Source organism: Candidatus Nitrotoga arctica (assembly GCF_918378365.1).
GTDB lineage: Bacteria > Pseudomonadota > Gammaproteobacteria > Burkholderiales > Gallionellaceae > Nitrotoga > Nitrotoga arctica.
The window spans coordinates 325,830-352,545 of sequence record NZ_OU912926.1; the positions used below are offsets into that span (position 1 = coordinate 325,830).

The 26,716-nt window shown below is 48.7% G+C and carries 27 protein-coding genes and 1 pseudogene; 16 read left to right on the forward strand and 12 right to left on the reverse strand.

All coding sequences use genetic code 11. The features are described 5' to 3' along the window. Positions 1-51 precede the first annotated feature (51 nt). The gene (locus tag MKZ32_RS01485) at positions 52-1,380 is read right to left on the reverse strand and encodes an NnrS family protein (protein ID WP_239795647.1); all 1,329 of its coding nucleotides are present in this window, start codon (positions 1,378-1,380) and stop codon (positions 52-54) included. A gap of 317 nt (positions 1,381-1,697) precedes the next feature. On the opposite strand from MKZ32_RS01485, the gene argS reads away from it, so the two are divergent. The 4 genes from argS to MKZ32_RS01505 all read left to right on the forward strand — a co-directional run bounded on the left by argS (position 1,698) and on the right by MKZ32_RS01505 (position 5,744). Beyond that, a complete protein-coding gene (gene argS / locus MKZ32_RS01490; protein WP_239795648.1) occupies positions 1,698-3,374 on the forward strand; it encodes an arginine--tRNA ligase in 1,677 nt (558 codons plus the stop codon). 124 nt (positions 3,375-3,498) lie between these two features. Continuing rightward, the gene (locus MKZ32_RS01495; RefSeq protein WP_239795649.1) at positions 3,499-4,134 is read left to right on the forward strand and encodes an SPOR domain-containing protein; all 636 of its coding nucleotides are present in this window, start codon (positions 3,499-3,501) and stop codon (positions 4,132-4,134) included. 216 nt (positions 4,135-4,350) lie between these two features. Next, positions 4,351-4,977, forward strand: coding sequence for a thiol:disulfide interchange protein DsbA/DsbL (locus MKZ32_RS01500; protein WP_239795650.1), 627 nt, complete (start codon positions 4,351-4,353; stop codon positions 4,975-4,977). Then, complete coding sequence (locus tag MKZ32_RS01505; RefSeq protein WP_239795651.1) at positions 4,977-5,744, forward strand: SDR family oxidoreductase; 768 nt, start codon at positions 4,977-4,979, stop codon at positions 5,742-5,744. The genes MKZ32_RS01500 and MKZ32_RS01505 overlap by 1 nt, the downstream gene beginning before the upstream one ends. Before the next feature lie 10 nt (positions 5,745-5,754). Here the strand turns inward: MKZ32_RS01505 and MKZ32_RS01510 are convergent, their stop codons facing one another. From MKZ32_RS01510 to MKZ32_RS01520, 3 genes are read right to left on the reverse strand one after another with little or no spacing between them, the layout of a single operon-like run. Beyond that, the gene (locus tag MKZ32_RS01510) at positions 5,755-6,705 is read right to left on the reverse strand and encodes a DNA ligase (protein WP_239795652.1); all 951 of its coding nucleotides are present in this window, start codon (positions 6,703-6,705) and stop codon (positions 5,755-5,757) included. Between the two features lie 59 nt (positions 6,706-6,764). Beyond that, the gene (locus MKZ32_RS01515; RefSeq protein ID WP_239795653.1) at positions 6,765-6,980 is read right to left on the reverse strand and encodes a hypothetical protein; all 216 of its coding nucleotides are present in this window, start codon (positions 6,978-6,980) and stop codon (positions 6,765-6,767) included. Beyond that, entirely contained in the window at positions 6,980-7,261 is a 282-nt protein-coding gene (locus MKZ32_RS01520; RefSeq protein ID WP_239795654.1) for a plasmid mobilization protein, read from the reverse strand. The genes MKZ32_RS01515 and MKZ32_RS01520 overlap by 1 nt, the downstream gene beginning before the upstream one ends. A gap of 80 nt (positions 7,262-7,341) precedes the next feature. On the opposite strand from MKZ32_RS01520, the gene MKZ32_RS01525 reads away from it, so the two are divergent. After that, positions 7,342-7,503 carry a hypothetical protein gene (locus MKZ32_RS01525; RefSeq protein ID WP_239795655.1) on the forward strand — a complete coding sequence of 54 codons (162 nt, stop codon included), beginning with the start codon at positions 7,342-7,344 and terminating at the stop codon, positions 7,501-7,503. Positions 7,504-7,681: 178 nt separating this feature from the next. Here the strand turns inward: MKZ32_RS01525 and gatB are convergent, their stop codons facing one another. From gatB to gatC, 3 genes are read right to left on the reverse strand one after another with little or no spacing between them, the layout of a single operon-like run. Next, positions 7,682-9,130, reverse strand: coding sequence for an Asp-tRNA(Asn)/Glu-tRNA(Gln) amidotransferase subunit GatB (gatB, locus tag MKZ32_RS01530; RefSeq protein ID WP_239795656.1), 1,449 nt, complete (start codon positions 9,128-9,130; stop codon positions 7,682-7,684). Between the two features lie 11 nt (positions 9,131-9,141). Further along, positions 9,142-10,602 (reverse strand): Asp-tRNA(Asn)/Glu-tRNA(Gln) amidotransferase subunit GatA, encoded by a 1,461-nt coding sequence (gene gatA, locus MKZ32_RS01535; RefSeq protein ID WP_239795657.1) that lies wholly within the window; start codon positions 10,600-10,602, stop codon positions 9,142-9,144. A gap of 18 nt (positions 10,603-10,620) precedes the next feature. Next, a complete protein-coding gene (gene gatC / locus MKZ32_RS01540) occupies positions 10,621-10,908 on the reverse strand; it encodes an Asp-tRNA(Asn)/Glu-tRNA(Gln) amidotransferase subunit GatC (protein WP_239795658.1) in 288 nt (95 codons plus the stop codon). A 112-nt stretch (positions 10,909-11,020) separates the two neighbouring features. Here gatC and MKZ32_RS01545 point away from each other — a divergent pair, with 112 nt between their 5' ends. From MKZ32_RS01545 to rodA, 5 genes are all read left to right on the forward strand, one after another. Next, positions 11,021-12,064: a rod shape-determining protein gene (locus MKZ32_RS01545; protein ID WP_173053658.1), complete on the forward strand. Its 1,044-nt coding sequence runs from the start codon at positions 11,021-11,023 to the stop codon at positions 12,062-12,064. 148 nt (positions 12,065-12,212) lie between these two features. Next, positions 12,213-13,124, forward strand: a complete 912-nt coding sequence (gene mreC / locus MKZ32_RS01550) for a rod shape-determining protein MreC (protein ID WP_239795659.1) — start codon at positions 12,213-12,215, stop codon at positions 13,122-13,124. Next, positions 13,121-13,639 carry a rod shape-determining protein MreD gene (gene mreD, locus MKZ32_RS01555; protein ID WP_239795660.1) on the forward strand — a complete coding sequence of 173 codons (519 nt, stop codon included), beginning with the start codon at positions 13,121-13,123 and terminating at the stop codon, positions 13,637-13,639. The genes mreC and mreD overlap by 4 nt, the downstream gene beginning before the upstream one ends. Beyond that, on the forward strand, positions 13,636-15,537 hold the full coding sequence (gene mrdA, locus MKZ32_RS01560) for a penicillin-binding protein 2 (RefSeq protein ID WP_239795661.1): 1,902 nt from the start codon (positions 13,636-13,638) through the stop codon (positions 15,535-15,537). The genes mreD and mrdA overlap by 4 nt, the downstream gene beginning before the upstream one ends. Next, complete coding sequence (gene rodA / locus MKZ32_RS01565) at positions 15,530-16,627, forward strand: rod shape-determining protein RodA (protein WP_239795662.1); 1,098 nt, start codon at positions 15,530-15,532, stop codon at positions 16,625-16,627. Before mrdA ends, rodA begins: the two co-directional genes overlap by 8 nt. A gap of 90 nt (positions 16,628-16,717) precedes the next feature. Here rodA and MKZ32_RS15595 read toward each other — a convergent pair. Continuing rightward, positions 16,718-16,948: pseudogene (locus MKZ32_RS15595) on the reverse strand (IS3 family transposase); the annotation flags it as partial. A gap of 131 nt (positions 16,949-17,079) precedes the next feature. Here MKZ32_RS15595 and MKZ32_RS01570 point away from each other — a divergent pair. The 5 genes from MKZ32_RS01570 to modC all read left to right on the forward strand — a co-directional run bounded on the left by MKZ32_RS01570 (position 17,080) and on the right by modC (position 20,941). After that, complete coding sequence (locus tag MKZ32_RS01570) at positions 17,080-18,009, forward strand: septal ring lytic transglycosylase RlpA family protein (RefSeq protein WP_239795663.1); 930 nt, start codon at positions 17,080-17,082, stop codon at positions 18,007-18,009. A gap of 112 nt (positions 18,010-18,121) precedes the next feature. Continuing rightward, positions 18,122-18,931, forward strand: a complete 810-nt coding sequence (locus MKZ32_RS01575) for a TOBE domain-containing protein (protein WP_239795664.1) — start codon at positions 18,122-18,124, stop codon at positions 18,929-18,931. Beyond that, on the forward strand, positions 18,931-19,137 hold the full coding sequence (locus tag MKZ32_RS01580) for a substrate-binding domain-containing protein (RefSeq protein WP_239795665.1): 207 nt from the start codon (positions 18,931-18,933) through the stop codon (positions 19,135-19,137). Before MKZ32_RS01575 ends, MKZ32_RS01580 begins: the two co-directional genes overlap by 1 nt. Before the next feature lie 29 nt (positions 19,138-19,166). After that, on the forward strand, positions 19,167-19,874 hold the full coding sequence (gene modB / locus MKZ32_RS01585) for a molybdate ABC transporter permease subunit (RefSeq protein ID WP_239795666.1): 708 nt from the start codon (positions 19,167-19,169) through the stop codon (positions 19,872-19,874). Continuing rightward, positions 19,871-20,941, forward strand: a complete 1,071-nt coding sequence (modC, locus tag MKZ32_RS01590) for a molybdenum ABC transporter ATP-binding protein (protein WP_239795667.1) — start codon at positions 19,871-19,873, stop codon at positions 20,939-20,941. The genes modB and modC overlap by 4 nt, the downstream gene beginning before the upstream one ends. Positions 20,942-21,078: 137 nt before the next feature. On the opposite strand, the gene MKZ32_RS01595 is transcribed toward modC, so the two are convergent. The 3 genes from MKZ32_RS01595 to moaA all read right to left on the reverse strand — a co-directional run bounded on the left by MKZ32_RS01595 (position 21,079) and on the right by moaA (position 24,498). Further along, positions 21,079-21,747, reverse strand: a complete 669-nt coding sequence (locus MKZ32_RS01595; RefSeq protein ID WP_239795668.1) for an ankyrin repeat domain-containing protein — start codon at positions 21,745-21,747, stop codon at positions 21,079-21,081. Between the two features lie 204 nt (positions 21,748-21,951). Next, positions 21,952-23,208, reverse strand: coding sequence for a molybdopterin molybdotransferase MoeA (gene moeA, locus MKZ32_RS01600; protein WP_239795669.1), 1,257 nt, complete (start codon positions 23,206-23,208; stop codon positions 21,952-21,954). 147 nt (positions 23,209-23,355) lie between these two features. Beyond that, positions 23,356-24,498 (reverse strand): GTP 3',8-cyclase MoaA, encoded by a 1,143-nt coding sequence (gene moaA / locus MKZ32_RS01605; RefSeq protein ID WP_320412254.1) that lies wholly within the window; start codon positions 24,496-24,498, stop codon positions 23,356-23,358. A gap of 1,239 nt (positions 24,499-25,737) precedes the next feature. On the opposite strand from moaA, the gene MKZ32_RS01610 reads away from it, so the two are divergent. Further along, a complete protein-coding gene (locus MKZ32_RS01610; RefSeq protein ID WP_239795671.1) occupies positions 25,738-26,244 on the forward strand; it encodes a hypothetical protein in 507 nt (168 codons plus the stop codon). 289 nt (positions 26,245-26,533) lie between these two features. Here MKZ32_RS01610 and MKZ32_RS01615 read toward each other — a convergent pair whose 3' ends face one another. Beyond that, entirely contained in the window at positions 26,534-26,713 is a 180-nt protein-coding gene (locus tag MKZ32_RS01615) for a hypothetical protein (protein ID WP_239795672.1), read from the reverse strand. Positions 26,714-26,716 lie beyond the last annotated feature (3 nt).

A 26,716-nucleotide genomic window follows, 5' to 3' on the forward strand; every position in this document is an offset into this window, starting at 1 on the left:
GCAACATCATTGCCATGCACGTTAGATTGAGTGATATGTTGTTAGCACAGCTCAACCGGGTCGGCCATCGGTGCGTGGTCGCCAGTAGACGGGTAAATAGCGCACTGCCCAAGATCCAAAGCATGCCAACCAAACTGTTCCAGCAGCGACATACAGCCAGTGTCCGGCTTGCATCGGCAACATGTCCGCCAGCAGACGCAGCATGGCAGTAAGCTGCAATCCCATAAACATTAAATTGATCGAGTTACCCACTTTCATCGGCAACCCAGAATGACCGAGTGTGACGCGTGTGGCCATGCCGATCAGTAAAGTAGAGAAGCAGCCTATGGTCAGTGCATGCAAGGGTGCAAGCCCCCAGATAAAGGTTTTGCCATGACTGATGAAGAGCATAAAACTTTGCGCGGTGAACAGCAGCATGGCGATGCCAAGCCAGGCAAAACCGATGTGCAATACGCCTAGCAGCGGGAATTTTAGACTGCGGCGTAATCCCCAACTGTGCGTCAAATGGAGTGCCACGATAGCCAGTGGCGCGTCGCATAGCCAAAGCCAGGCAGATGCATCATTGATTTTAAGCAGACCATGCCCTGCGCTGGCAACCAACATGACCCACCAGGCCCAATACGGACTCGCGATATAGTTATGCGTCAGGGCACTGGCAGTAAAGAATGGAATCATGCGATGCGCAACACTGGAAAATACCGGTAACAAGAATAGCCACAGTCCGCCTTGAATAGAGAAACGTAGCCATACTGCGTTGTCACCCAATAACCAGATGAGATAGGCAACGAGGCCGCACCAACCCAGGCTCAGTGCGATGAAAATGAGTTGCGGGTGACGTTTGTCCTGGTGTGGCGTGTCAAGCAATACGCGTAACAGTGCATACAGTGCCAAGATCCATCCCGATAGCGTGCTGAAGATGGCAACAATCAATAGGGTATGACTAATCAATAGCCCGATATAGAAACTGACAGCCCCCAGCATGAGCAGCACAAAGGCGGGCACATATCGATGTGGCGGAATTTCGCTACCTTTCATCCAGCGTGGATAGGTAGTCATCAGAAAGCCGAACATGAACAACGGAAACAGGCCGTAAATCATCAACCATGCGTGCGCGGCACTAGGTGTAATTGTCCAAGGTATGGGATGCCAGAGCACACCATACCTTGTCAGCAATTCAGTTAGTAGCCACACCATCACGGCGATCGCTTGCAGTGCGCCGCCGAAGAACATGACGCGGTGAGGTGCGGCAATAAAGATATGCCACTGTTTTGAAGTTATCATAAGTTCGTGTGGTTTATCTGCGCTTAATAGCGCAGCGTAATAGGGCGTTATCTGAGTTTTTTCCTGTGCATTTTTCGATGGCTTTATGAATGTCGACATTCTACTCGGTGCAGTTCATCAAACCCAGCAGGTGTAGCAGGATAGCTCGGTAGTGTGGACTGAATGAAATGAAGCCCAGCATCACAGGGAGTGGATGAACTGATGCTTCACCGATTTGCCGATGCAGCGGGAGGTACATACTTTATCACTTGAGATTGAACCACTACCCTGACTCAAAATAACTTGAAGTTGAATAAATCTGGTTTAAGGTCGATGAAATGATTCAGAGTGTATGCGAAAGCGCGGAGCAGTTGCACCCTGTCATTGGGTGCCCTATCAAGTGCTATAATTCGCGCTTCTTGTGAAAGTGTTGTGTAATGTTTGCCGTCCTGAATTTCAAATCCCATCTTACCGAATTGTTTGCGCAGGCTATGCGCGTTGTTGCACCTGAACTGACACCGACTGACATCCTGATCGAGCGCCCCAAACAGGTGCTGCATGGCGATTACGCCTGTAATCTTGCGATGCAGCTGGCAAAGCCGCTGCGCAAATCTCCACGTGACATCGCGCAAGCATTGGTCGCGGCCTTGCCTGCATCTCTAGTGGTGGAAAGGGTGGAGATAGCAGGAGCGGGTTTTATTAATGTATTCATCACTACGGCAGCTAAACAGAATGTGGTGCGTGGCGTGCTGCAGGCAGGCGCGGGTTATGGTCATATTCATCTGGGCGCGGGCCGTAAGTTGCAGGTGGAATTTGTTTCCGCCAATCCAACGGGGCCGCTGCATGTAGGGCATGGTCGCGGTGCGGCAGTGGGCGATTGTTTGTGCCGCGTGTTGCAGACGGCAGGTTGGAATGTGACGCGAGAGTTTTACTATAACGATGCTGGCGCGCAGATCGACAATCTCACACTATCAGTACAGTTGCGCTGCAAGGGTGTGACACCAGAGGATCCGTCATGGCCTGAAAATGGTTATCGCGGTGATTACATCACCGATGTCGCCCATGCGTATCTGGCGCAAGAAGCGGTGGAAGCCGATGATCAGCACGTGCGGGCATCAGGTGATGTGAATGATGTCACTGCCATCCGCCATTTTGCGGTGGCTTATCTGCGTAGTGAACAGGATCTCGACTTGCGCGCCTTCGGAGTAAATTTCGATGTGTATTCGCTGGAGTCTGCACTCTACACCGAAGGTAAAGTAGAGGAAGTTGTCAGCAAGCTTATCGCCAGCGGCCACACGTATGAGCAGGACAATGCACTATGGCTGCGCACGACAGATTTTGGTGACGACAAAGACCGCGTAATGCGCAAGAGTGATGGCAGCTATACCTATTTTGTACCGGATGTGGCCTATCATCTGGAAAAATGGCGACGCGGCTTTACCCGCGTCATTAACGAACAGGGTGCAGATCATCACAGCACCATCACCCGCGTGCGCGCGGGGCTGCAAGCTTTGGATGTTGGCATTCCGCAAGGTTGGCCGGATTATGTGCTGCACCAGATGGTGACGGTGTTGCGCAATGGCGAAGAGGTGAAAATATCTAAACGCGCGGGCAGTTACGTCACCCTGCGTGATTTGATTGATGAAGTGGGCTGCGATGCTACGCGTTTCTTCCTCGCTGCGCGCCATCCTGATTCTCAACTCGTGTTCGACATTGACCTGGCAAAATCGCAGAGCAATGAAAATCCTGTTTATTATATTCAGTATGCCCATGCGCGTATTTGTAGCGTGTTGGGGCAGTGGGGCGGCGATGTTGCGGCGCTACACCAAGCTGATGTGAGTACGCTGGAGAGTGACTACGAGCGCGCCTTGTTGCAACGCTTGATTGACTATCCGCAGGTGATCGAAAGCGCTGCGGAAGATTTGGCACCGCACCTGATCGCGTTCTACTTGAAAGATTTGGCCGCTGATTTTCACAGCTATTATAATGCTTCACGCTTCCTGGTTGAGGAGGAAGGCATAAAGCTGGCGCGGTTGGCGTTGATTGCTGCGGTGGCACAGGTCATGCGTAACGGCTTGGTATTGTTGGGTGTTTCCGCACCGGAAAAAATGTAGGCTGGGTTCCTTCCACTATGGGATGAAAGTCCGCGAGATCCAAATAAAATTTGGAGTTGCCGACTTTATTGGGTTGTGTGACGAACTTCACGAGAATGAATGAAATTTTTTAAAGACTAATTATATGAGCAAAAACACTAACACTCGATCCGCAGGACCGCGCCAAGGTAGTTCGTTACTGACTGGAGTTTTGGTTGGTATGGTAGTGGGGCTGGTTATTGCGGGTGGGGTCGCATGGTACATTTTAAAGACTCCCAGCTCGTTCGTAAATAATGTACCGCATGAAATGACTAAGCTTGCGGCGGACTCTGAGAAGCAGTTTCCCGCATCTGTAGCAAAAACTGCTCAGGCACCCACTTCTGCGGCTGCATCAGGTGTGGAGGAAGGCAAACCGCGTTTTGAATTTTACAAAGTGTTAACCGACAAGCAAGATGCAACGGTACTTATACAAAAAAGCAGCGACAATGCGGCAACGATAGAGAATAAGTCTGCATCTGTCCAATCTGCGGCCAATGCCACTGCGAAAGAAACTTATTTTTTACAGGCGGGTTCGTTTTCCAATGCGGATGATGCGGATAAATTAAAGGCCAAGTTGGCTATGCTCGGTATAGAAGCCAGTGTGCAAATCGTGACCATTCCTGATAAAGGGGTGTGGCATCGCGTGCACGTCGGTCCTTATAAGGGCAAAGAGGAAATGAATAATGCCTTGGCAGTGTTGAAACAAAATGGGGTAAGTGCTACTCCAATGCTTGCGAAATAGGCGAAGATGTCTACTCACTGGCTAAAGAAGCAGGTGTCGATTCATTAGCTAGTGAAGTGTTTAAATTTAACTTTTAGTCCGAACGTTTCATATTCGCATGAAACCGTATTGGATATTATTTGTTAGGCAGTTAAAAATATGCATAACAAACAAAGAGTAGAGAGTCGCATAATGATATATTTGTGTTGGCAGTCCTAACTTTGCATGGAGATAGATATGAAATTCATCAAACAGATTTTTGTGTTACTAGCGTTGTTATGTGTTAACCAAGTTTTTGCTGAGCCTGAACTGGGCAAGGATTACAAAGTGCTCAATACGGTGCAGCCAATGCGCGCAGGCAGTAAAATTGAGGTGTTGGAATTTTTCTTCTACGGTTGTTCACACTGTTTCAAGATGCACCCAGCGCTGACCGCGTGGGAGAAAAAAATGGCTAAAGATGTTGAATTGGTCTATGTACCGACCATTTTCAATAACTCTTGGGAGCCGATGGCACGTACTTATTACACGCTAGAATTGCTGGGACAGCAAAAGCGGCTGCACGACGACCTATTTAATGCTTGGAACGTGGACAATATTGACCTGAGCGACGAGGCCAAGATCGTTGAATTTGTTGGCCAGCGCGGCGTGGATCGCAAGAAATTCAGCGACGCCTATAATTCCTTCGCCATGCAAAGCAAGGTAACACGCAGTAAACAATTGGCGCAGATATATGGCATTCGCGGCACACCGTCGCTGACGGTGGACGGCAAATATCTGATTAGCGGTCTGGGACCGGAAGAAAGCATTAAAGTATTGAACGCTTTGATCGATAAGGCACGCAAGGAGCGCGCGGGCAAACGTTAGTGGCCGCACAACGCGTCGTTATTAGCGGCGCATCCAGCGGTCTGGGTCTGGCGCTGGCGCGTTATTACCTTGAGCAAGGCGCGATGGTTGCGGTGCTTGCCCGTCGCGCTGATTGTCTGCAAGACCTCTCTAAGCAGTTCCCCCAACAAGTTTATTGTTACCCACTGGATGTGCGTGACTCGACTGCCGTGCAAGCGGCGGCGCAGAGCTTCATCGCACACACAGGCGTGCCGGATATCGTGATCGCTAATGCCGGTATTAGTGTCGGAACGCTTACTGAATATGCCGAGGACATTGATGTTTTCCAGCAGATAATGGATATCAATATGTTGGGTGTAATGAAAACTTTTCAGCCGTTTCTTGTACCTATGCGTGAGGTCAAACAGGGTTCATTGGTTGGCATCGCCAGTGTGGCAGGATTTCGGGGGTTGCCGGGGGCGGGTGCCTATTCCGCATCCAAGGCGGCGCTAATCTCATATATGGAAAGTTTACGTGTGGAATTGCGTGGCAGCGGGATGCGCGCAGTTACCATCTGTCCTGGCTACATCAAAACGCCGATGACCGTCGTCAATCCTTACCCCATGCCTTTTATTTTGCCAGCTGACGAAGCAGCGCGCCGTATTGCACGAGCAATTGCTTCCGGTAAGTCATTTGCGGTAGTGCCGTGGCAGATGGGATTAGTCGGGCGAGTGCTTAAGCTGTTGCCTAACGGGTTATATGATCTTGTGTTTTCAGGGGCTCCGCGCAAGCCGCGCAAGTTGCCTTAACTTCCCGCTTTTAATTCGGGTTTTGGTTGAAGTTCTTATGAGTGTTACTCAAGGGTTCACCACCTGTCTCGAGAGAGTCATAATCTTCGCGTACTCGTATGAAGCGAGCGAATCGTGGGATACCGGTTTTTTCATTCAGTCCGTTATAGCGGTAGGTGACCCATCTTCCCACCTGGGGTGGATGGCGCCGATCTGCGTTAGATAGCCCAGTACCCAGACGAAAGTGCAATCCGTCAGCCGACTCCACCTCCAAAGCGCCTAATGTGCTTGCATACTTACCTTTACCCGGCAGATGAGCGACTACCTTGGCTTCGGCATCATCGTAGGGTTTAAGTTTTAATAGATCGTCGCTGCGGACTGCCCGGTAAAATGAAGCGCCCCGATGCAGCATCAGGCCTTCACCGCCTTGCTTGACTACCCGCTTAAGCATTGCTCTCAAAGCGGCCTGATCGGCCACTTTAAATTGCTCAACGTGACGCACCCATGGCTGGCCGATCTGCGCGATGACTGGCTGTAGTGCCGCATTGCGTTCGGAATAGCTACCTGGATGCACTGGTAGATCGAATACCATGAAGTGCAGCGTGCGCCACTGGATTTCATCGGGAATTTTTTTCCTGACAGTGGAAACTGCGCGGGAAAACTGGCCGTGGCCAACCCATAATTCTCCGTCGAGAGGAATTTTGGGCCAGCCGGCGGTGAACCATACTGGGGCTTCGATATGCTCGCCGCTCCGTGTCAATAGTTTTTCACCATCCCAGTAACCGCGCATGCCATCAAATTTTTCACTCACCCAATAATCTGCCAGCGTGATATTGCCTCGAAAGACGTTTGCCAGCATCACCGGAGGCGGCGCAAGCCCTGCTGCTCGTAGGGGTAGACAACAAAAAACAAGTGCTAGCGATAAAATACAAAGCCGCACCCAACTGGGTAGGTTGATTTCAGACCAGCAGTGTATTTTCATTTGAACAGGTGTGAAATGTGTCATGTATCCATCCGAAAGGTACTGCTCGTGGCAAATTTTCAGGTCTTGTGTTCGAGACGTTTTGACGGTGATGGTTTGCCTGCTATGCCAGAGGAAAGCGCGATTTCCAAGGCTGTTTCCAGCCGGATAATTCGCGCAGTAAGATTTTCAATTTTTTCCTGCTGAGTTTTCATTGTCCCCGCCATGCGTTCCACCTTATCGTTCATTTTGATGATGGTGGTAAGAGCGTCCCACATCTTCTCGGTAACGCCCATCAGATTTTTTTTCCGGAAATTTCCATTTGAGCTATCCTTCGATTGGATTTTTCGACGAAAGCCAACGCATCATCAATGGCGTTTTCTGCCTGAGCGGTTGATTTCTGCATCTGGATGATCATTCCTTCCAAAAGTGTGTCATTTTCTCGTGTTTGATAAGAAGCCGCGGCGCGGCGAAACAGCTCGCCAAGCGAGATGCCTGCCTGTTGCGCTTTTTCGACAAACAGATTTTTTTCCATTGGAGACATCAGCACGGGAACACGTGCGGTTGCGGTAGCCATGTAAAAATTTCCTTTTATAATGTGCAGGACATGCACATTATAACGAGTGGCATTGAAAGTCCAACATTTGGATATTGCAGATGAGTAATGCAGTTGCGAACGTAGACGAAGTTACAGTCCAGATTACCAATAAACGTGAGTTCAAGCCCAGGATATTAGGTATTGATAAGCCTTTTGACGTTGCTGTATTGAAGATTGAGGCTCAAAACTTGCCCACAGTAAAAATGAGGGAGCTTGGATAGGATAATGGGCAATAGTGATAGGCTCGCCCTGCGGTTTTAAAAACAACATTGCTGCAGAGTGGCGTTGCAGTAAACCCAAGCGAACCGCTATTTAATATTTTTGGGTTCAATTCCCCATCTCTTGGGGTGAGGGCTGGTTGAAAGCCAGCGGGTCGTAAGAGCGTAGTTGATAACGTGCCTAACCCGCCAGTTTGCGCTTTAGAATTTCATTCATCTGTGCAGGATTGGCTTTGCCTTTGCTGGCCTTCATGGCGAGGCCGACAAAAAAGCCAAACACTTTTTCTTTGCCGCTGCGATATTCGGCGACTTGCACTGGGTTGGCAGCGATAATCTCGTCTACCATTGCCTCCATTGCGCCGACATCGGACATCTGTTTCAACCCTTTTGTTTCGATAATGGTATCGGGGTTGCCACCTACACTCCAGAGCAACTTGAAAACTTCCTTGGCGGCGGCATTGGAAATGGTTCCATCGGCAATACGTTTAAGCATCCCGCCTAGCTGCCCGGGTGAGATTGGGCATTGTGTAATATCGCGATCTTCACGGTTAAGTGAGGCGCTTACATCACCCATCAGCCAGTTGGCGCACAGCTTGGCTTCCTTGGGGATTTCGTTTAGCGTCGCTTCGAAGAAATCCGCCATTTCTCGTGATGAGGTCAAAGTGTCGGCGTCGTAAACAGATAGGCCGAGATCGGCAACATAGCGTGCCTGCTTGGATAGTGGCAACTCAGGAAGCGTGCCGCGCACCTGCTCGATCCACTCATTATCAATCGCTAGCGGTAGTAGGTCAGGGTCCGGGAAATAGCGGTAATCGTGCGCGTCTTCCTTGCTGCGCATCGCGCGGGTTTCACCCTTGTCGGAATCGAACAACACTGTTGCTTGCTGGATCGTACCGCCGTTTTCCAGCGTATCTATCTGCCACTGTGCTTCGTACTCAATAGCCTGCTGCAGAAAGCGGAACGAGTTAAGGTTTTTGATCTCGCGGCGTGTGCCTAATTCAGTTCCCGGGCGACGCACGGAGACATTGGCATCGCAGCGGAACGACCCTTCCTGCATGTTGCCATCGCAGATGCCGATCCAGCGCACCAGAGTGTGCAGCATTTTGGCATAGGCCACTGCCTCGGCGGCAGAGCGCATATCCGGTTCCGAGACAATTTCCAGCAAAGGTGTTCCAGCGCGGTTGAGATCGATACCGGTCATGCCATGAAAATCTTCGTGCAACGATTTTCCTGCATCTTCTTCAAGATGCGCACGGGTCAGTCGCACCACTTTTTTATAAGTTTGCCCTGCGGTCGTTGTAGGGACCTGAATAGTCAACGAGCCTTGGCCAATTATGGGTAAATCAAACTGACTGATTTGATACCCTTTGGGCAGGTCAGGATAGAAATAATTCTTACGTGAAAACACGGAGCGTGGCGCAATATGCGCACCGACCGCAAGGCCGAACTTGATAGCACGCTCCACTGCGCCACGGTTTAGCACCGGTAATACGCCAGGCAGCGCCAGATCTACCGCGCAGGCTTGGGTGTTGGGTTCTGCGCCAAATGCGGTCGAAGCGCCAGAAAAAATTTTGCTGCTAGTCGAGAGTTGAGTATGAACTTCTAGTCCGATAACGATTTCCCATTGCATGGTGCGGTTCCTTACACCTCGATGTGTTGCGGAGTGCGGGTGTGCCAGTCGGTCACCTGCTGATATTGATGTGCCACGTTTAGCATGCGCGCCTCGTCGAAATAATTGCCAATAATTTGCAAGCCAATGGGCAGGCCATTGCTGCCGAAGCCTGCCGGGATGGACATGCCAGGCAGGCCTGCTAGATTCACCGCGATGGTATAGATGTCGGAAAGGTACATCTGCACCGGGTCATCGTTTTTTTCGGCCAGATTGAAGGCAGTGGTGGGAGTGGTTGGACCCATGATGACGTCACATTGCTTGTATGCTTCCACAAAATCCTGCGCGATCAGGCGGCGAATTTTCTGTGCCTGCAAATAATAGGCGTCGTAGTAACCATGCGAGAGTACATAAGTGCCGATCATGATGCGTCGCTTTACTTCTTCACCGAAACCTTGCGCGCGGGATTTTTCATACATGTCTGCAAGATTGGTGTATTCCGGCGCGCGGTAGCCGTAACGCACACCATCGTATCGCGACAGATTGCTGGAGGCTTCTGCCGGAGCCAGCACGTAATACACTGGGATGGACAGGCGCGAGTTGGGCAGGCTGATGTCTACCACGCTGGCCCCTAATTTTTTATATTCGGCAATCGACGCTTCGATTGTTTGCGCGACATCTGCGCTCAAACCTGCGGCGAAGAATTCTTTGGGCAGACCGATGCGCAGACCATTCAGCGGCTTATTTAAATCTCGTGCGTAATCTTCCGTCTCACGTTGTAGGCTAGTGGAATCACGCTCGTCGAAGCCGGCCATTACATTCAGCAGCAACGCCAAATCTTCTGCGCTGCGGGCCATTGGCCCGGCCTGATCTAGGCTGGAGGCAAAGGCGATCATGCCGTAGCGGGATACTACGCCATAAGTAGGTTTCAGGCCTGATATGCCACATAGTGCGGCTGGTTGGCGGATAGAACCGCCCGTGTCGGTGCCGGTGGCTGCTGCACATAAGCGGGCCGACACAGCTGCTGCACTGCCGCCGGAACTGCCGCCGGGCACGGCGTTGTTGTTCCAGGGATTTTTTACAGCGCCAAAGTAAGAGGTTTCATTGCTGGAACCCATGGCGAACTCGTCCATGTTGGTCTTGCCCAGATTTATCGCGCCGACGCGGTTGAATTGTTCAATCACATGCGCATCGTAGGGGGCAATAAAATTAGACAGCATTTTCGAGCCGCAAGTGGTACGCCAGCCCATTGCACAGAATATATCTTTTTGAGCAATGGGAATGCCAGTGAGAGCATGGGTTTTGGGTTGCGCCAATTGGACATCAGCTGAATGTGCTTGCATCAAGCTCATCTCCTCATTTACCGTGATGTAGGCATTGAGTTTTGAGTTGAATGCGGTGATGCGCTGAAGATACAGTTGCGTTAACTCAACGCTGGAGATTTTCTTGCTGCGCAATGCGGCGCCTAGCTGTAGCAAACTGGAATTAAGCATGATCTTGGAACTGGAAAGTTATTCGATGACTTGTGGTACTAAATACAATCCTTTTTTAATTTGTGGGGCTGCAGCCTGGAATTGCTCACGTTGATTGTGTTCCGTGACCACATCTTTACGCAAGCGTTGGGTTATCTCCTGAGCGTGCGACATCGGTGCAATCCCATTAGTATCGACTGCCTGCATTTCGGCGATCAAGCCAAAAATATTCAAAAGCTGGGCGTGCGCTGTTTGCGCTTCCTGCTCTGTCATTCCTAGCCTGGCCAGCCGGGCGATCTTATAGACATCATTAATACTGAGCGACATAGGCTGAATTCTTTATCTTTATTAAAGGTAGCGTAATAGGTTATCATCAATAGCATTGCCAGACTAATTTTTTGCGATATCGGGCACATTTTTTTCTATTTTGGGATTCTTCATGTTTGGATTTTTTGACAACTATTTTGCTAATGATTTAGCGATAGATTTGGGCACTGCTAATACCCTGATCTGGGCACGCGGCAAAGGCATTGTGCTGGATGAGCCATCGGTGGTAGCAATTCGTCATGGGAGTGGCCCAAACGACAAGAAGGTGATTCAGCAAGTTGGGCTGGCAGCCAAGCAGATGCTCGGGCGTACGCCCGGCAATATTACTGTCATACGCCCGATGAGGGACGGCGTAATTGCCGATTTTACCGTCACCGAACAAATGCTTAAACAATTTATCAAGAGAGTGCATAAGTCTGGGATTTTTAGCCCTAGTCCGCGCATCGTGATTTGCGTGCCGTGTGGCTCTACTCAAGTGGAACGGCGCGCTATCCGCGAATCAGCTTATGGTGCGGGGGCACGCCGGGTGGAGTTGATTGAAGAACCTATGGCAGCAGCAATAGGCGCTGATCTGCCAGTGGAAGAGCCAAACGGCTCAATGGTGGTGGATATTGGCGGAGGTACCACCGAAGTAGGTGTGATTTCATTGGGCGGTGCGGTGTATTCCGGTTCCATACGCGTCGGTGGCGATAAGTTCGACGAGGCTATCATTAATTATATTCGCCGCAACTATGGCATGTTGATTGGTGAAACGACCGCGGAACAGATCAAGAAAGAAATCGGTTCGGCATTTCCTGGCAGCGAAGTGCGCGAAATGGAGGTGATGGGACGTAATCTGGCGGAAGGGGTGCCGCGTAGTTTTACCATTTCCAGTAATGAAATACTGGAGGCCCTTACTGATCCACTTAATAATATTGTCAGTGCGGTGAAGATCGGGCTAGAGCAGACCCCCCCTGAACTGGGTTCGGATATCGCCAGAAAGGGGATGGTTCTGACTGGCGGTGGCGCATTGTTGCGTGATATCGATCGCTTATTGATGGAAGAGACTGGTTTGCCCGTGTTGATTGCGGATGACCCACTTACCTGCGTGGTGCGCGGGTCCGGCAAGGCTCTTGATCGGATGGATAAATACAGTGGAATTTTTACCAGCGATTAAGCATTAGATTTAACGGCGTGTGGATAATTTTAAATTAATGCAGTCCGGTAATTTTCTCCTCTTCCGACTTTACTTCCGTAAACGGAAGAGAGTAGCGATGGTGTTGTAACTGAGAACTGTAAGCAGAAATGGCTGTTGAAACGCCCTAATGGAACAAAGCCAGCCCCTTCGCTTCTTCAATCGAGGCCCCTCTCCTGCCGTCCGGCTGGTATTTTTCGCGCTGCTTTCATTGCTGCTATTGTTTGTGGATGTACGCTATCGATATCTGGAATCCATACGTAGCGGTCTTTCAGTCTTGCTGTACCCTCTGCAACGGTTAGTCACGGCACCCAGTAAGCTATGGCATGAGGTTGATGATTTTTTTGTCTCGCATAACAGCTTGATTCGCGACAACGCTGAATTACGTAATCAGCATACTTTAGATATTGCGCAGTTGCTACAGCTGCAGGTACTGAAGGCGGAGAATCACCACTTGCGTAACCTTCTTATGGTGCAGCAACGCGCCGATTATCCAATGCAGCTAGCGGAAATTATGTATGTCGAACGAGACATTTTTAATCGCAAAATATTATTGGACAAAGGTACGCAGGCAAATGTGCTAGCCGGACAGATAGTGATGGATGATAGTGGTATCGTTGGCCAGGTTACACGCGTTTACCCTTGGATGAGCGAGGTCACGTTAATTACTGATAAGGATCACGCGGTGCCGGTGCAGGTGCTCCGTAATGGCTTGCGCGCAGTGGTGTTTGGCTCTGGTGACACCGGTGAGCTGGCGCTGCGTTATATGCCCATCAGTTCGGATATTCAGAATGGCGATGTATTGGTAACTTCCGGTATTGATGGCACTTATCCGCCCGGTCTGCCGGTGGCCAAGGTAATCCATGTTGAGCGCGACCCTGCCTATCCTTTTGCTCGCATTTTATGTACCCCGATTGCGGGGGTGGATAAGCGGCGCCAACTGTTGATTTTGTCCGCGCTACTGAAGTTACCGGAGCGTCCGGAGGTGGTTGTGGAAACCGCGACCGACAAGTCCAAAAATGGCAAACGGGGGGGGCGGTGAGAGACCGTATTCTGAAAGACCAGGAATTCCAGTTGCCCGTCAGCCGTATTTTTATCGCAGCTAGCCTACTTGTTGCGCTGTTGCTAGATTGGTTGCCATGGCAAGGTATGTGGCTGGCGTTTCGTCCAGATTTTGTCGCGCTGGTATTGCTCTATTGGTGCACGCACAAACCCTACCATGTTGGTATTAGCATTGCGTGGACGGTAGGCATACTTGCCGATGTGGCAGATGCAAGTCTCTTCGGGCAGCATGCATTGGCATACTCGGTATTAGCTTTCAGTGGAATCGTGTTGCATCGTCGGGTGTTGATGTTTAATTTGCACCAGCAGACCTTGCAAATTTTTCCGCTGTTATTACTTGCATATACGGTGTATGCCGCGGTGCATTGGCAGTTACGCGGCAGTATTTCATGGGAATACTTCATTGGCAGTGTCGTTTCAGCTTTGCTTTGGGCACCCGTGACCATATTGTTGCAGGCCTTGCGTCGTCCCCGTGCTGCAACTGATCAGTTATGAAGCGTCACATCGAGTTTAAAGACACTCAACGAGAAATCCATTATTTTCGGCTACGTCTGGCGCTAAGTTTAGGGTTTGTGTTACTTCTACTGTTGATACTGCTGGCACGTTTTGTTTATTTGCAGGCGATACAACAGAGCCACTATCAAACTTTGGCTGAGAATAATCGCATTTCCATCGTGCCCATTGCGCCCAGTCGCGGCCTGATACTCGATCGCAACGGCGTTGTTCTGGCACATAATTATTCTGCTTATACTTTAGAGATAACCTTAAGCAAGGTGGTCGATCTGAAGACGACAATTGATGAACTTGCAAAGCTAATTGATATTCAGCCCGGAGATCGCAAACGCTTTAAGCGACTGCTGGCCGATAACCGTAAATTCGAGAGCCTGCCAATACGCAACCGTTTAACAGATGATGAGGTGGCGCGCTTCTCTACGCAGCGCTATCGTTTTCCCGGCGTGGAAATTAAGGCGCGCTTGTTCCGTGAATATCCGTACCACGAGCAAATTTCTCACCTGCTCGGTTACATCGGTCGTATTAATGAGAGCGAAATTGCGCAGCTGGAGGAGGATGAAATAGCGGCTAATTATCGTGGTTCCGATTACATCGGTAAGACTGGCATCGAGCAGAGTTATGAAGGCGAATTGCATGGTAAAACCGGTTTCCAGCAGGTGGAAGTGGATGCGGGTGGGCGCGAGGTGCGAGTGTTGTCGCGTACGTCACCCGTATCGGGCAACAATTTAATGCTAACGATAGATGCTAAATTGCAGGGAATTGCCGAGCAGGCGTTTGGCAATTATCGGGGTGCATTAGTGGCTATAGATCCAAGAAATGGGGAGGTATTGGCCTTTGTCAGCAAGCCGGGCTACGATCCAAACCTGTTCATTGATGGTATCGATGAACAGAGTTGGAATGAGTTGAACAACTCGCCTGATGTGCCACTCAATAACCGCGCATTGCGTGGGCAATATTCACCGGGCTCCACCATCAAGCCGTTCATGGCATTAGCTGGGCTGCATTATAACAAGCGCACACCTGGCCACACTATTAGTGACCCAGGTTACTTCAGCCTGCCCGGCAGTCGTCATCGATACCGAGATTGGAAAAAGGATGGGCATGGCAGCGTAGACTTGTTTAAATCCATCGTGGTGTCTTGCGATACTTATTATTATGGGCTGGCCACCGAATTGGGCATAGACAACATATATAGCTTTTTTTCGGAGTTTGGATTCGGTAAGAAAACCGGTATTGATATGGAAGGTGAGGTTTCCGGTTTGATGCCGTCACAGGAGTGGAAGCAGAAACGTCACAAACAAAAATGGTATGCCGGCGACACGGTTTCGGTTGGTATCGGTCAGGGCTACAATTTGGTTACGCCGTTGCAATTGGCTTATGCTACTGCGATTCTGGCCAATGATGGAGTAGCTTACCGTCCGCATCTGCTGAAGGAGGTGCAAAGTTCGCGCACTAGCGAAAAACGTACATTGGGGACGAATCTGGAATCTAATCTTAACCTCAATTCGGAGCATCTCGCGCTGGTAAAAAGCGCTATGGTGGCGGTGACGCAGCCCGGAGGCACTGCCGCGAAGGCGGGTGCGGGTGCGTCGTATGCTTTCGCCGGCAAAACCGGCACGGCGCAGGTAATAGGCATTAAACAGGGCGAGAAGTACATCGAGAGTAAAATTCAGGAACGGCATCGCGACCACGCTTGGTTCATGGCCTTTGCACCTTCCGATCAGCCAAAGATCGCGCTAGCAGTGCTTGTTGAGAACGGAGGGCACGGTAGCTCTACCGCTGCGCCGATTGCGCGTAAGGTGTTGGACTATTTCCTGCTTGGTAAGGTGCCTCATCCCTTGCTTACCGTGGATGAGGCCGAAGGGGTGGAACATGATTAAGCGGCGCCTATGGCAACGTTTCGTCGCGCATCTTGATCCCGTTCTGCTGACTCTGCTTGGATTACTTCTGCTGGTTAGCTTGGTGGTGATATATAGCGCCAGTGGCGGTAATTGGTTCCGTGTGTTGGCGCAGATGACAAATATACTGGTGGCGTGCGCCGCACTATGGATAGTGGCCAATATGCCGCTTCATTATCTGATGCGGGCTGCCGTGCCAGCCTATCTGCTAGGGATGGTGTTGTTGATTGCCGTGGCATTTTTCGGCGAAATCACGAACGGTGCTCGGCGCTGGTTAAACATTGGGGTGACGACCATTCAGCCTTCTGAGCTGATGAGGATAGCGGTGCCGTTGATGATGGCTTGGTATTTTGAGAAGCACGAAGCCATGTTGACTTTAAAAAATTATTTTGTCGCAACCTTGCTGTTGCTGCTGCCGGTGGCGTTAATTGCGCGCCAGCCAGATTTGGGTACGGCCATTCTGATCGCCGCTAGCGGATTTTATGTACTATTCCTTGCCGGTATATCCTGGCGAATCATGCTGACCTTCTTGGTCATAATAATGGCAAGTACGCCATTTGCGTGGTCCACGCTACACGACTATCAGCGCCACCGTATTATGATGTTGCTTGATCCGGCCCAGGATGCACTTGGCAGGGGCTACCACACTATCCAGGCCATCATTGCGGTGGGTTCCGGTGGGATATTTGGCAAGGGGTATCTCAATGGCACTCAGGCTCATCTTGATTTTCTGCCGGAGCGCACCACCGACTTCATTTTTGCGGTGTATTCGGAAGAATTCGGCTTGCTCGGTAATATTGTACTTGTAAGCTTGTACTTATTCGTTATTGCGCGTGGTTTCGTTATTACGGCCAATGCTTCAACTTACTTCACACGCCTGATGGCCGGGAGTATTACACTCACTTTTTTCACCTATGCCTTCGTCAACATGGGTATGGTGAGTGGCATTCTGCCAGTTGTGGGTGTACCGTTACCGCTCATTAGCTACGGTGGCACGTCTATGGTCACATTACTGCTTGGTTTTGGCATGCTTATGAGTATTCATACCCATAAAAAGCTGGTGCAAACTTGATGAGGTCGGTTGGCAATAGTGGCGTCCAACAGGTTAAGCCGCAAGCTGGTTTTCATAATACCGCTGCGTGAAAGCAGCAGGTGATAACTACTAGCCAAGACGGGCCTGTTTCCGTTGCCGGTTAAAAAATTCGATGCGCTTAGTAATCTTTTGCATTGCTTGCTTTCGGGTGCGGTAGCGCCGATGATGAACCCGCTCATTTTTGAGCATACCCCAGATACTTCTCATTGGTGTGTCCCACCAATCCCCTTTGCGATTTATGGATGTCGTCATGCTGAATTGCTTCAGTAGCCTCCGGTAATCGTTTTCGCAATTTCGGCTCCATTTTTTACAGCTGACCTCAACCTGAGGTTGAATAGATTTGGATGGATTACGCTATACTTATATTCAACTCTCTCCTGCATCAAATAGGGATGTGTTTAATAATGGAATTATAAATAGGGGGTTTGCAAGTGAATAAACAAACTGGATTGATACTTTTTGCAGCAATCATCCTCACCGCGTGTGGCAGCGTACCGCCACGCAAGGAAGAAATGCGCAGTACACCCGCTCCTGTAATCGAAGCACAAGCTACCCCAGCCCAACCCAAGCGTGGCGGTTATTTGGAAGGTGACAGTCCTGGTGCCGATGTGCCCGCTAATCTAGATACCATCCCGAATGCAGTGCCGCGTGTTGAGCCGTTGCACCGTTTTGCTAACAGCCAATATACCGCTTTAGGAAAGACATACACGCCTTTAACTACGCCTGGTAGATTTAAAGAGCGAGGTATTGCTTCCTGGTATGGTAAAAAATTCCACGGTAAGCGCACTGCGAGTGGCGAAATATATGACATGTATGGTATGACTGCCGCTCATCCTACATTACCTGTACCCAGTTATGCGCGTGTAACTAACCTCAGCAACAAAAAGTCGGTAGTGGTGCGTATAAATGACCGAGGTCCATTTCTGCGTGAGCGCATCATTGATCTTTCATATGTCGCCGCTTATAAGCTTGGTATTGTAGATAATGGCAGTGCCGAAGTAGTGGTGGAGGTAGAAAGCTTGGCAGCAGACAGCAATGTCCAGCCTATAGAGATAACGGATTCGGTAGTTGTTACCCCCTTGAAGCCAACAACTGCAATGTCTGTTTCAAGCGAACCGGCAGCGATGGGTAATGTGTATTTGCAATTGGGTGCCTTCCGGTCACAGCAGGGTGCAGAGAGTTTTCTCGGACGTATGAATATTGAATTTGAGGGCGGTGGCAAACGCGTCGAGTTGTATCAGAAGGATGATGATATGGTGCGCGTGCACATTGGCCCCTATTCTACACAGGATGAGGCACGCGCTATCGCAGAAAGATTGCAACCGCGCTTGGGATTCAAACCTTTTGTGGTTCTTCATTGAATAAGGGGCTAAATTAGCTATTGATCGTGTCGAGTAGTACTTGTTAATCAATATATTGTGTTATTTTATAAATGAAGTTTTTTACAGCCTGTAATTTAGTAGCATTATTTTAATGACTATGCCACCTAAACAACAAATTGGTAGTTTTAGCGCCCCCTTGTCGCTCGACTTTGACGGTGGCAGGGTTTCCGCACGAAGACTTGAATTACTGGCTGCGATTGGTCAGGCAAACTCGATCAATGGCGCCGCAAAGACAGTCGGGATGACCTACAAGGGTGCTTGGGAAGCAGTTGAAGCCATGAATAATCTTGCTGGTGTACCTCTCGTGGTAGCTCGGCAAGGAGGTCGTGGTGGTGGCAGGGCAGAGCTAACTGAGGTGGGGCAGCGTTTGGTAGATGAAATGGGGCGCATTGCTGCTTTGCAAACCCAATTTTTCGCGGCGCTTGATGAAGATGGAACTCTGGGTAATAGTTTTCAGCTTCTGAAAAGGATAGAAGTAAAAACGAGTGCACGTAATGCTTTCATGGGAATTGTTGAAAGCGTTCAAAAGAGTGTAGTAAATGCGGAGGTGACACTGAGACTTGCCAGTGGTGAAGCCCTGTACGCCATTGTTACTGGGGAGAGTGTACGCTCACTGGATCTTGTGCCGGGCAAGGTCGTGTATGCTTTGATTAAGGCGTCATGGATAGTGCTGACTCCGGCGGACGAAAAGATCAAAACATCAGCGCGTAACCGTTTGTGTGGAGTGGTCAGCCACATTGAGGAAGGTTCGATAAATACCGAGGTGCTGCTTGATCTGGGTAAGGGTATTACGCTGGCTGCGATTATCACCAATGAGTCGCACAAAATGCTTGAGCTTGCTGTTGGTAGCCGTGCGTGCGCCTTGATTAAGGCGTCTCACATTATTGTTGGTATAGACTAATGAAAATAACCGCTATCGTGAATTTTTTTAACTATCGTTATATACCTTGGTCTATTTTCATGCTTCATGAACCGTTGGCACAATCCTTCGTTATCACGAAGCGAGCCAAAGACAGCTCACTTGCACGGCGATTTGCGGCTTACTTCCAGACGCCCGAAGCGCGCAAAATCATGGAAAGCTATGGCTTTGTGGTGCCTAAAAAATAACAGGTTGAAAAATGGATGTTGGAGTACTGATGTTGGAGTACTTAAGACAAAGCTTGAGTTTGAGTGCAGAGGATTGGACGGCAATCTGGCTTACGCTACGGCTTTGTCTATATACGACCCTAATTTTGATGGTGATTGCCACGCCGATTGCGTGGTGGTTAACTAGCGGATGCTCTGCCAGTCGAACCGCCGTGCAGGCGGTGGTTGCCTTGCCGCTGGTGTTACCGCCCACCGTGCTGGGATTTTATCTCTTGATCACGCTGGGCCCGCGCGGTTTTATCGGCGGAACGTTAGAGAACATGGGACTCCATCATCTTGCCTTTACTTTTGAGGGCATATTGATCGGCTCAGTGTTGTATTCCATGCCCTTTGCCGTACAACCCTTGCAGCAAGCCTTCACTAATCTGGGGCGACGCCCGATTGAGGAGGCTGCCTCACTCGGCGCAGGTCCGATAGATTGTTTCTTTAGCGTCATTTTACCGATGACTAAAAGTGGCTTCATCGTTGCCCTGACCCTCACTTTCGCTCACACCATGGGCGAGTTCGGGGTCGTCCTGATGGTGGGCGGCAATATTCCGGGCGTGACCCACGTATTATCAACCACCATCTATGGCTATACTGAAGGGATGCAGTATGCCGCTGCGGGAAGACTGAGTCTGATGCTATTGATCCTCGCGTTTATCGTACTGTTTGTGGTGTACCGGTTTAATCGAGGTTTTGAGATGGTAAAACCATGACCGTGTCAGTACGTGCCCGGATTACCCGTTCAAATTTTGTTTTTGATGTCGATGTTGATTGGCCCGCGGAGGGTGTCACCGTTCTGTTCGGACGTTCCGGCTCGGGTAAGACGACATTGCTGCGACTGATTGCCGGTCTGGAGCGCCCGAGCGACGCGCGCGTGAGCTTTCGCCATGAAGTTTGGCTGAATGGACGCAGCTGGGTACCCCTCCATCGGCGTCGGATCGCCATGGTTTTTCAAGAAGCCAGTTTATTACCCCATCTATCTGTACGTGAAAATCTCCTCTACGGTTACAAGCGCACCCCGATTGCGGAGCGTAAACTCCATCTGGATGAAGTGGTTCGTATGTTGGGCATCGAAAACCTGATTGGACGTAATATTAATAAACTTTCCGGTGGGGAGCGTCAGCGTGTTGCCTTGGGGCGTGCGCTGTTGACCAGTCCGCGCCTGCTCTTGATGGATGAGCCCCTTTCGGCGCTCGATACTCAAACCAAGCGGGAGATTCTTCCCTATTTCGAGCGCTTGGTCGAAGAAGCGGATGTGCCGATTGTCTATGTTACCCATGCGCCCGCCGAAGTAGAGCGTCTTGCAGACCGAGTGGTGTTTTTGCGGGATGGACGCATCGACCGCGTTGAAACGCTCAAACACACCTTATCTCGGTCGGATTCCCCGCTGTTTCACGATGACGGCGTGGTGTCGGTCATCAAAGGTCAGCTGGGGCAGAAAGAGCATGGGTTAACGTCTTTTTATGTTGGCCAAGATTGTTTTTGGTTGAGCACCCCTATTTATTCAGATAGCGTTGGCAAGTCGCAACGTTTGCGTATTCTTGCCAAGGATATAGGAATCGCGCTCACTAAACCGGAGAACACGAGTCTGTTGAACGTATTGCCCGTGACCGTGCAGCGTATAGACCCCGCTCGTGAGGGGCACGTGCTGCTGGGTTTACGGTTAAGTGAAGGGCAAAATCTGTTCGCTGAAATCACTGCATGGTCACGTGATCGACTCGACTTACGCAAAGGACTTGTCGTGTATGCCATGATCAAGACGGTTGCGTTGGCGGAGTAAAGATAAATCAGATGTGTTGAAACTTAGACGGACAGAATGTCTATTCTGCGCGGAGGAGTTTTGCGTTTATTTTTGAGTAACCCCTGCGCGCGTTACCCATTGCTATAACTGCTAATTGAAAAAAATTAATTTAAATATTAAGGCTTACTGTGATAAACGGTTGTATCTCCAATTAGTCGGCTGTCAGTATTATTCGGTATAGGCTCACTGAATTTTTGCTGGGCATCGATTGGTAACAAGCTATTTTGTTCACGCACAGATTTAAGATAGCGTTGTATTTCGCCTTTTGTTGTTTGATCGGCGGTTGCCCTTTCAATATTTTTAATTGTGATATTCGCGCCATATTCAATTAAAAGCTGGGCAGATTCCAGATTTCCCACCTTATGCAAAACGGTATTTCCTTTTTTAATAATCATACTTCCTGTTTCAAGTTGGACATTGGGGCTGGCCCCTGCAACTAATAAACGTTTAGTCACTTTAGGGAAGTCCACCCATATATACAAGGCGGTTAAGCCATCTTTATCTTGAAATTTAGCGTCGGCACCGTGATCGAGTAAAAATATTGCAAGTTCGGGATCGTTAACATCGAATATGGGTGGACGATTATTATAATCTACAATGTTTGGATCAGCTCCATTGTCAACTAGCAGTTGTGCCGCCTCTGTACTTTCCACATAGTGCAACGCTGTTTTTCCAAAAAAATCTTGAATGTTTATATCCCCACCAAGTTTAATTGCGTTCTTCATTCCCTCTAAATCGTTGTCCATTGTTGCTATGATTATGGATTCATCAGGTTCATTTTGCATATTTATCTTCTGTAGGCTAAAGCGCTTCAAATATTTCTAGCGGAATTTACAGGCTCTATAATATTCCCGAGAATTTAGTGGGATAGTATTTCCGCTATATTAAATAGCTTGGTTATGAGAAAGATATCCGTAACAGATAATTTGCATCTACAAAGTTTCCGCAGAATGGCTTAGTGTACATGCTCGGATCGTGCTTTGGTCTGGTTAAAATGGTTGTACTCGAACAGCAGAACCTGCTTCAATGTTTCCCTGCGATACAGGTAACACAATAAAACAATTGGCTTTGCTCATTGAACTGAGAATTCCGGAGCATTGAGCGCCCGTTGTATGTACTATCCATCCGCCGTTTTTATCTTGACTGAGAATGCCGCGTTGAAACTCTGTTCGTCCGGGAGCTTTTCGGATAGGGCTGATGCAGGTAGCCTGGAACTCAAGGATTAGTTTGGGTTGTTGCCCCATAAGTACCCGTAAAGCGTCGCGAACGAACTGCTGGAAAGTTACCATGACTGCAACTGGGTTACCTGGTAATCCAAAAAAATGGCAAGTCCCGATCTTGCCATAAGCAAGTGGCTTGCCGGGTTTCATGGCTATTTTCCAGAATACAACCTCGCCAATTTCCGCTAACAGTTGCTTGATATAGTCAGCCTCACCTACTGAAACTCCGCCGCTGGTTATGATGACATCAGCCCGCGCTGCAGCGTCTAGCAAGGCGACTTTGAGACTGGCTTTGTCGTCACGAATGGTACCCATGTCGATAATTTCTACTCCTAGCTCGCCCAACATGCCTAGCAGGGAATATCGATTACTGTTATAAATTTGACCAGGAGCCAAGGGTGTTCCTGGTTGCTGCAATTCGTCACCGGTTGAAAATAGCGCAACTTTTAGTTTGCGGTAAACTTTGACTTCACTCAAACCAAGCGAAGCCAGCAGGCCCATCTCGGCAGGGCGAATGATCTGTCCGCGAGCCAGTACCGTAGCGCCCTGCGTGATATCTTCCCCGACCAAGCGAATGTTCTGACCACGAAGATGCCCTTCCCCTATTTCAATAAAGGATCCTGCAACCTGAACGTGCTCTTGCATTACCACGCTATCACAGCCTTCAGGAATGAGGGCGCCAGTCATAATGCGCACACATTCGCCTGCAGCAACATGACCCTCAAACATGCGTCCAGCATAGGCACTGCCAATAATAGCGAGTCTGCCAGGAGCAGTTGCCAAGTCGTCACTGTGCACAGCGTAACCATCCATTGCTGAGTAGTTGTGCGGCGGCACATTCATAGGGGAAAGTATGTCTGCTGCCAACGTGCGATGCAATGCATCGCTCACGTTGATCGATTCATTCTCCGCGAGTGGCGCGAGAAACTGTTGGATAAGCTGGCGTGCTTGTTCTACCGGCATTGAATCGGGATCATAATCACCCATTGTTTCAAGGGTGGATAAGAAAGAAAACTTGGATTCCATGAAGTGTCCTTTGCTAAATTTGGCAGCCGGATAAAACTTTGAAGATCACAGCATAATTACCAGACTGATTTCAGCTTCGCTTGATATGGGTAGTGCTGCCTGGATGAGTGATTTTGACGCACCTGACAGAAGATGCGTACTTGTAAACTATCCTCCGATATAAGACATTTCAATCTTTTTGCCTGTTTGTGTCTTGCTCTTTGTGTTTGCACTCCGTAACTCTGAATAGCGATCCGCGCGCAACCGCCATAGGTGTGCAAGGGCAGTAGAGATTTCTTGATCTGTTTTCCCGCTCTGCATTAGTGCTCGCAAATCGTGGCCACTTTCTGCAAAGAGGCAGGTATATAGTTTGCCTTCGGTGGACAACCTGGCACGAACGCATTCGTGACAAAAGGTCTTAGTGATGCTCGAGATCACTCCGATTTCACCCCCGCCATCCTGATAGCGCCAACGCTCTGCAGTCTCGCCAGTGTAGTTTGGTTCGATTTCTTCAAGTGGCATGTGGGCGGAAATTCGTCTCACTACTTCGGCAGAGGGAATCACTTCGCCCATTTCCCAATGGTTAGAAGTTCCTACATCCATGTATTCGATGAATCGCAGTATGAAGGGGGAATCTTTGAAATAGCGTGCCATAGGTACGATTTCCTGGTCGTTCATACCACTTTTGACAACCATGTTTACCTTAATTGGGCCGAGGCCTACTGAATGGGCGACATCTAGACTGCGCAAAACATCCGATACCGGAAAATCAACGCCGTTCATGCGCTTGAAAGTGGCATCATCCAGTGAATCCAGAGAGACCGTAACACGATTTAATCCTGCATCTTTCAGGGATTGAGCTTTTTTTCCGAGTAACGCGCCATTAGTAGTCAGTGTCAGATCCAAGTCACTGCCATCGTATGTTTTCAGCTTGGCAAGCATCTCAATTAAATTTTCTACGTGTTTGCGTAATAGGGGCTCACCACCCGTAAGACGGATTTTCTGAACGCCATGGTTAACGAAAATTTGTGCGATACGAGTGATTTCTTCAAAAGTCATCATTGAAGCCCGTGGCATAAATACATGATCTTTGCCGAATGATTCTATAGGCATGCAATATACGCATCGGAAATTACATCGATCTGTGAGTGAAATACGCAAATCCTGTAATGGGCGTCCAAACGCGTCACCGATAAGCCCATTTGGCTCTTCTATAACGGCGGGGATGACTGGAGCTGTCTTAGAATGACGATAATCTATAATTGGAATTATTTTTTTAGGCATGGCATTAGGCCCAATATATTCAGGCATGGTAGTAGTTGATTATCATGGGTTCAATACTTACACTCAGGCTATAACGCAGCTTAATATTTAAGAAAGCCTAAAGGTAGGTGGCAATCTTATTTTACAGATACTTGTTAGAACTTTATTACTTTTAGTTCGCATCTTTTAGTAACAGCAAAATATTTGATTGGATTCGGCATAGTCCAATGCTTGCACGGGATTTTGTTTTGGTTTTATAGGAATAATAATATACAAAGAGTACATGTAGTTATTTACATAATTAGTTAAAAATTATCCAGCATGACTAAATAACCACCTATTAGAAAATTCTTAAACTAACTCCGCACAGCAAATTGTTCGTGAGAATACACGATTGAAAGCATTTATTGCAATGCAAATATAAGTGTGTTGTGCATGAACTTTTTATTGTAGTGACCTTCGGGAAAAATGGAGTCCGACGCTGCAGTAGAAACTGGAACCTTCAAATTGTGTTCGTTCAGAAGATTGTGGGTCACCATGCCCTAGGCATTCAAGAGCAAAAATATACAGCGCAAAGAAAAAAGACGAGGTGATTTGTAATTTTGAAGCCAGAAGAGCAACGGCTAGCGCATCAAGCAAATATTCGGGACAAGGCGCTATTTCAAATATCATGTCATGTCATCTTCATTTCATGAACTTATCCAGCACTGCATGAAATCGAAAGAATATGCCTGGGGAAAACCAAACCATTCTTCTAGCAATAATCGACGATAATCTCCATATGTGTGCTACAGCACAGACCTCTCTCTTTAATCAGAGAGATAATAAAAGTCTAGGTTTATTCAATTCATATAACCATATAACTGTTTCTAATAGTACAAAATTATTTTTTGTTGAAGGGAAGCTCGCGCTTACCCGTTCTAAGGGCGGGAATATTACATCCAATTATTCAGGCTCATTGATCCCGACCAACTCTCCTTTATTGATTCGGAGGAACTGAACGCTTCGCAGCAGTTACCGGGGTCAGGGATTCTTTGAAGAAATATCTCATATCCAAAGTGGACTAAGAGGAGGCTGAAGGCATATTGCTCATGTCCTATGGGTTAAAGATCTTAATGATAAGGATGGAAACGACGAAGATTTAAAAGTCGTGAAGCCATTTTTATGATGAGCAATACAGTTTGTTTATTCTTCTAGTATTTGCGGTAACCATAAGCGCGATCGCTTTGTACTTATCGCACCAGACGGTTAAAAATCAATAGTTAATGTCAATTTAAAGGACGCCACATGAATAAATTAATATTAGCTGCAACATTAATAGCAGGAGTTCCACTGTCTTTTGCAGAAGGATTGCTGGAAAATCCAGTGGTGGACAGCACCGAATCAGGAATTGGTGTAATTTCGGGTTGGCATTGCACGGCAACGCGAATTGATATAGTAATTGACGGATTGAGTGTGGGGAAAGCCGGAAGCGGCACTAGCCGAAATGACACAACGGGTATTTGCGGACGCTCTGACTCAGGTTATTCCCTCTTGTACAACTACAATATTCTTTCCCCTGGAAGTCATACTATAAGTGCATATGCGGACGGGGGAGTATTTGAAACTCGTCAATTCAATACAGTTCAATCAGGCGGGGAAGAGTATCTTAGTGGAATTTCTAAAACAGCAATAATCTCTGATTTCCCATCTCCTGGCAGAATAGCAACATTGCAGTGGAGCCAGGCAAAGCAAAGCTTTGTTATTACAGGAATAAGCGCCCCAGCTGCTGTCGCAGGAGCAGCTGCCAATTAAAACTGCTCTCGACTAGAGGGAAGAGAGCGGAATGGAGAAGCTTACAAATAACTCTCCACTTAATGCACGTCAGAGGTGCGTCGAGTCATAAATAATTCATCTGTAATTATCTGCACTCAATAGCAATAAGCAGCGGAGAGTGGTTGTATGTTAATTGAGTAGGTGTGCACTGAAAAACTGTGCTTGACCTGCAAAACGCATTATTGCTTCGCTTGGGTGCCTCTAGAGTATTCAACTTGGTTTCTTGTCCACTTTTTTTGCCCTCTCTGCGGCTTATTGTAGCTTTCCATCAGCGTCCGATAGGGGCACGATGTGCCCCGACATTCGCCACGAACGCCATTGCATCGGGACGATTCCACGTACTCATGATTTCGGCCAGAGTGGCATAGGTGTCGATTGGTACGGCACCAGCTTGAACGACACCGGCAAGCGTGAGGGTTGTGCTTCTCCTTGAGGTTGGACAATGCATTCG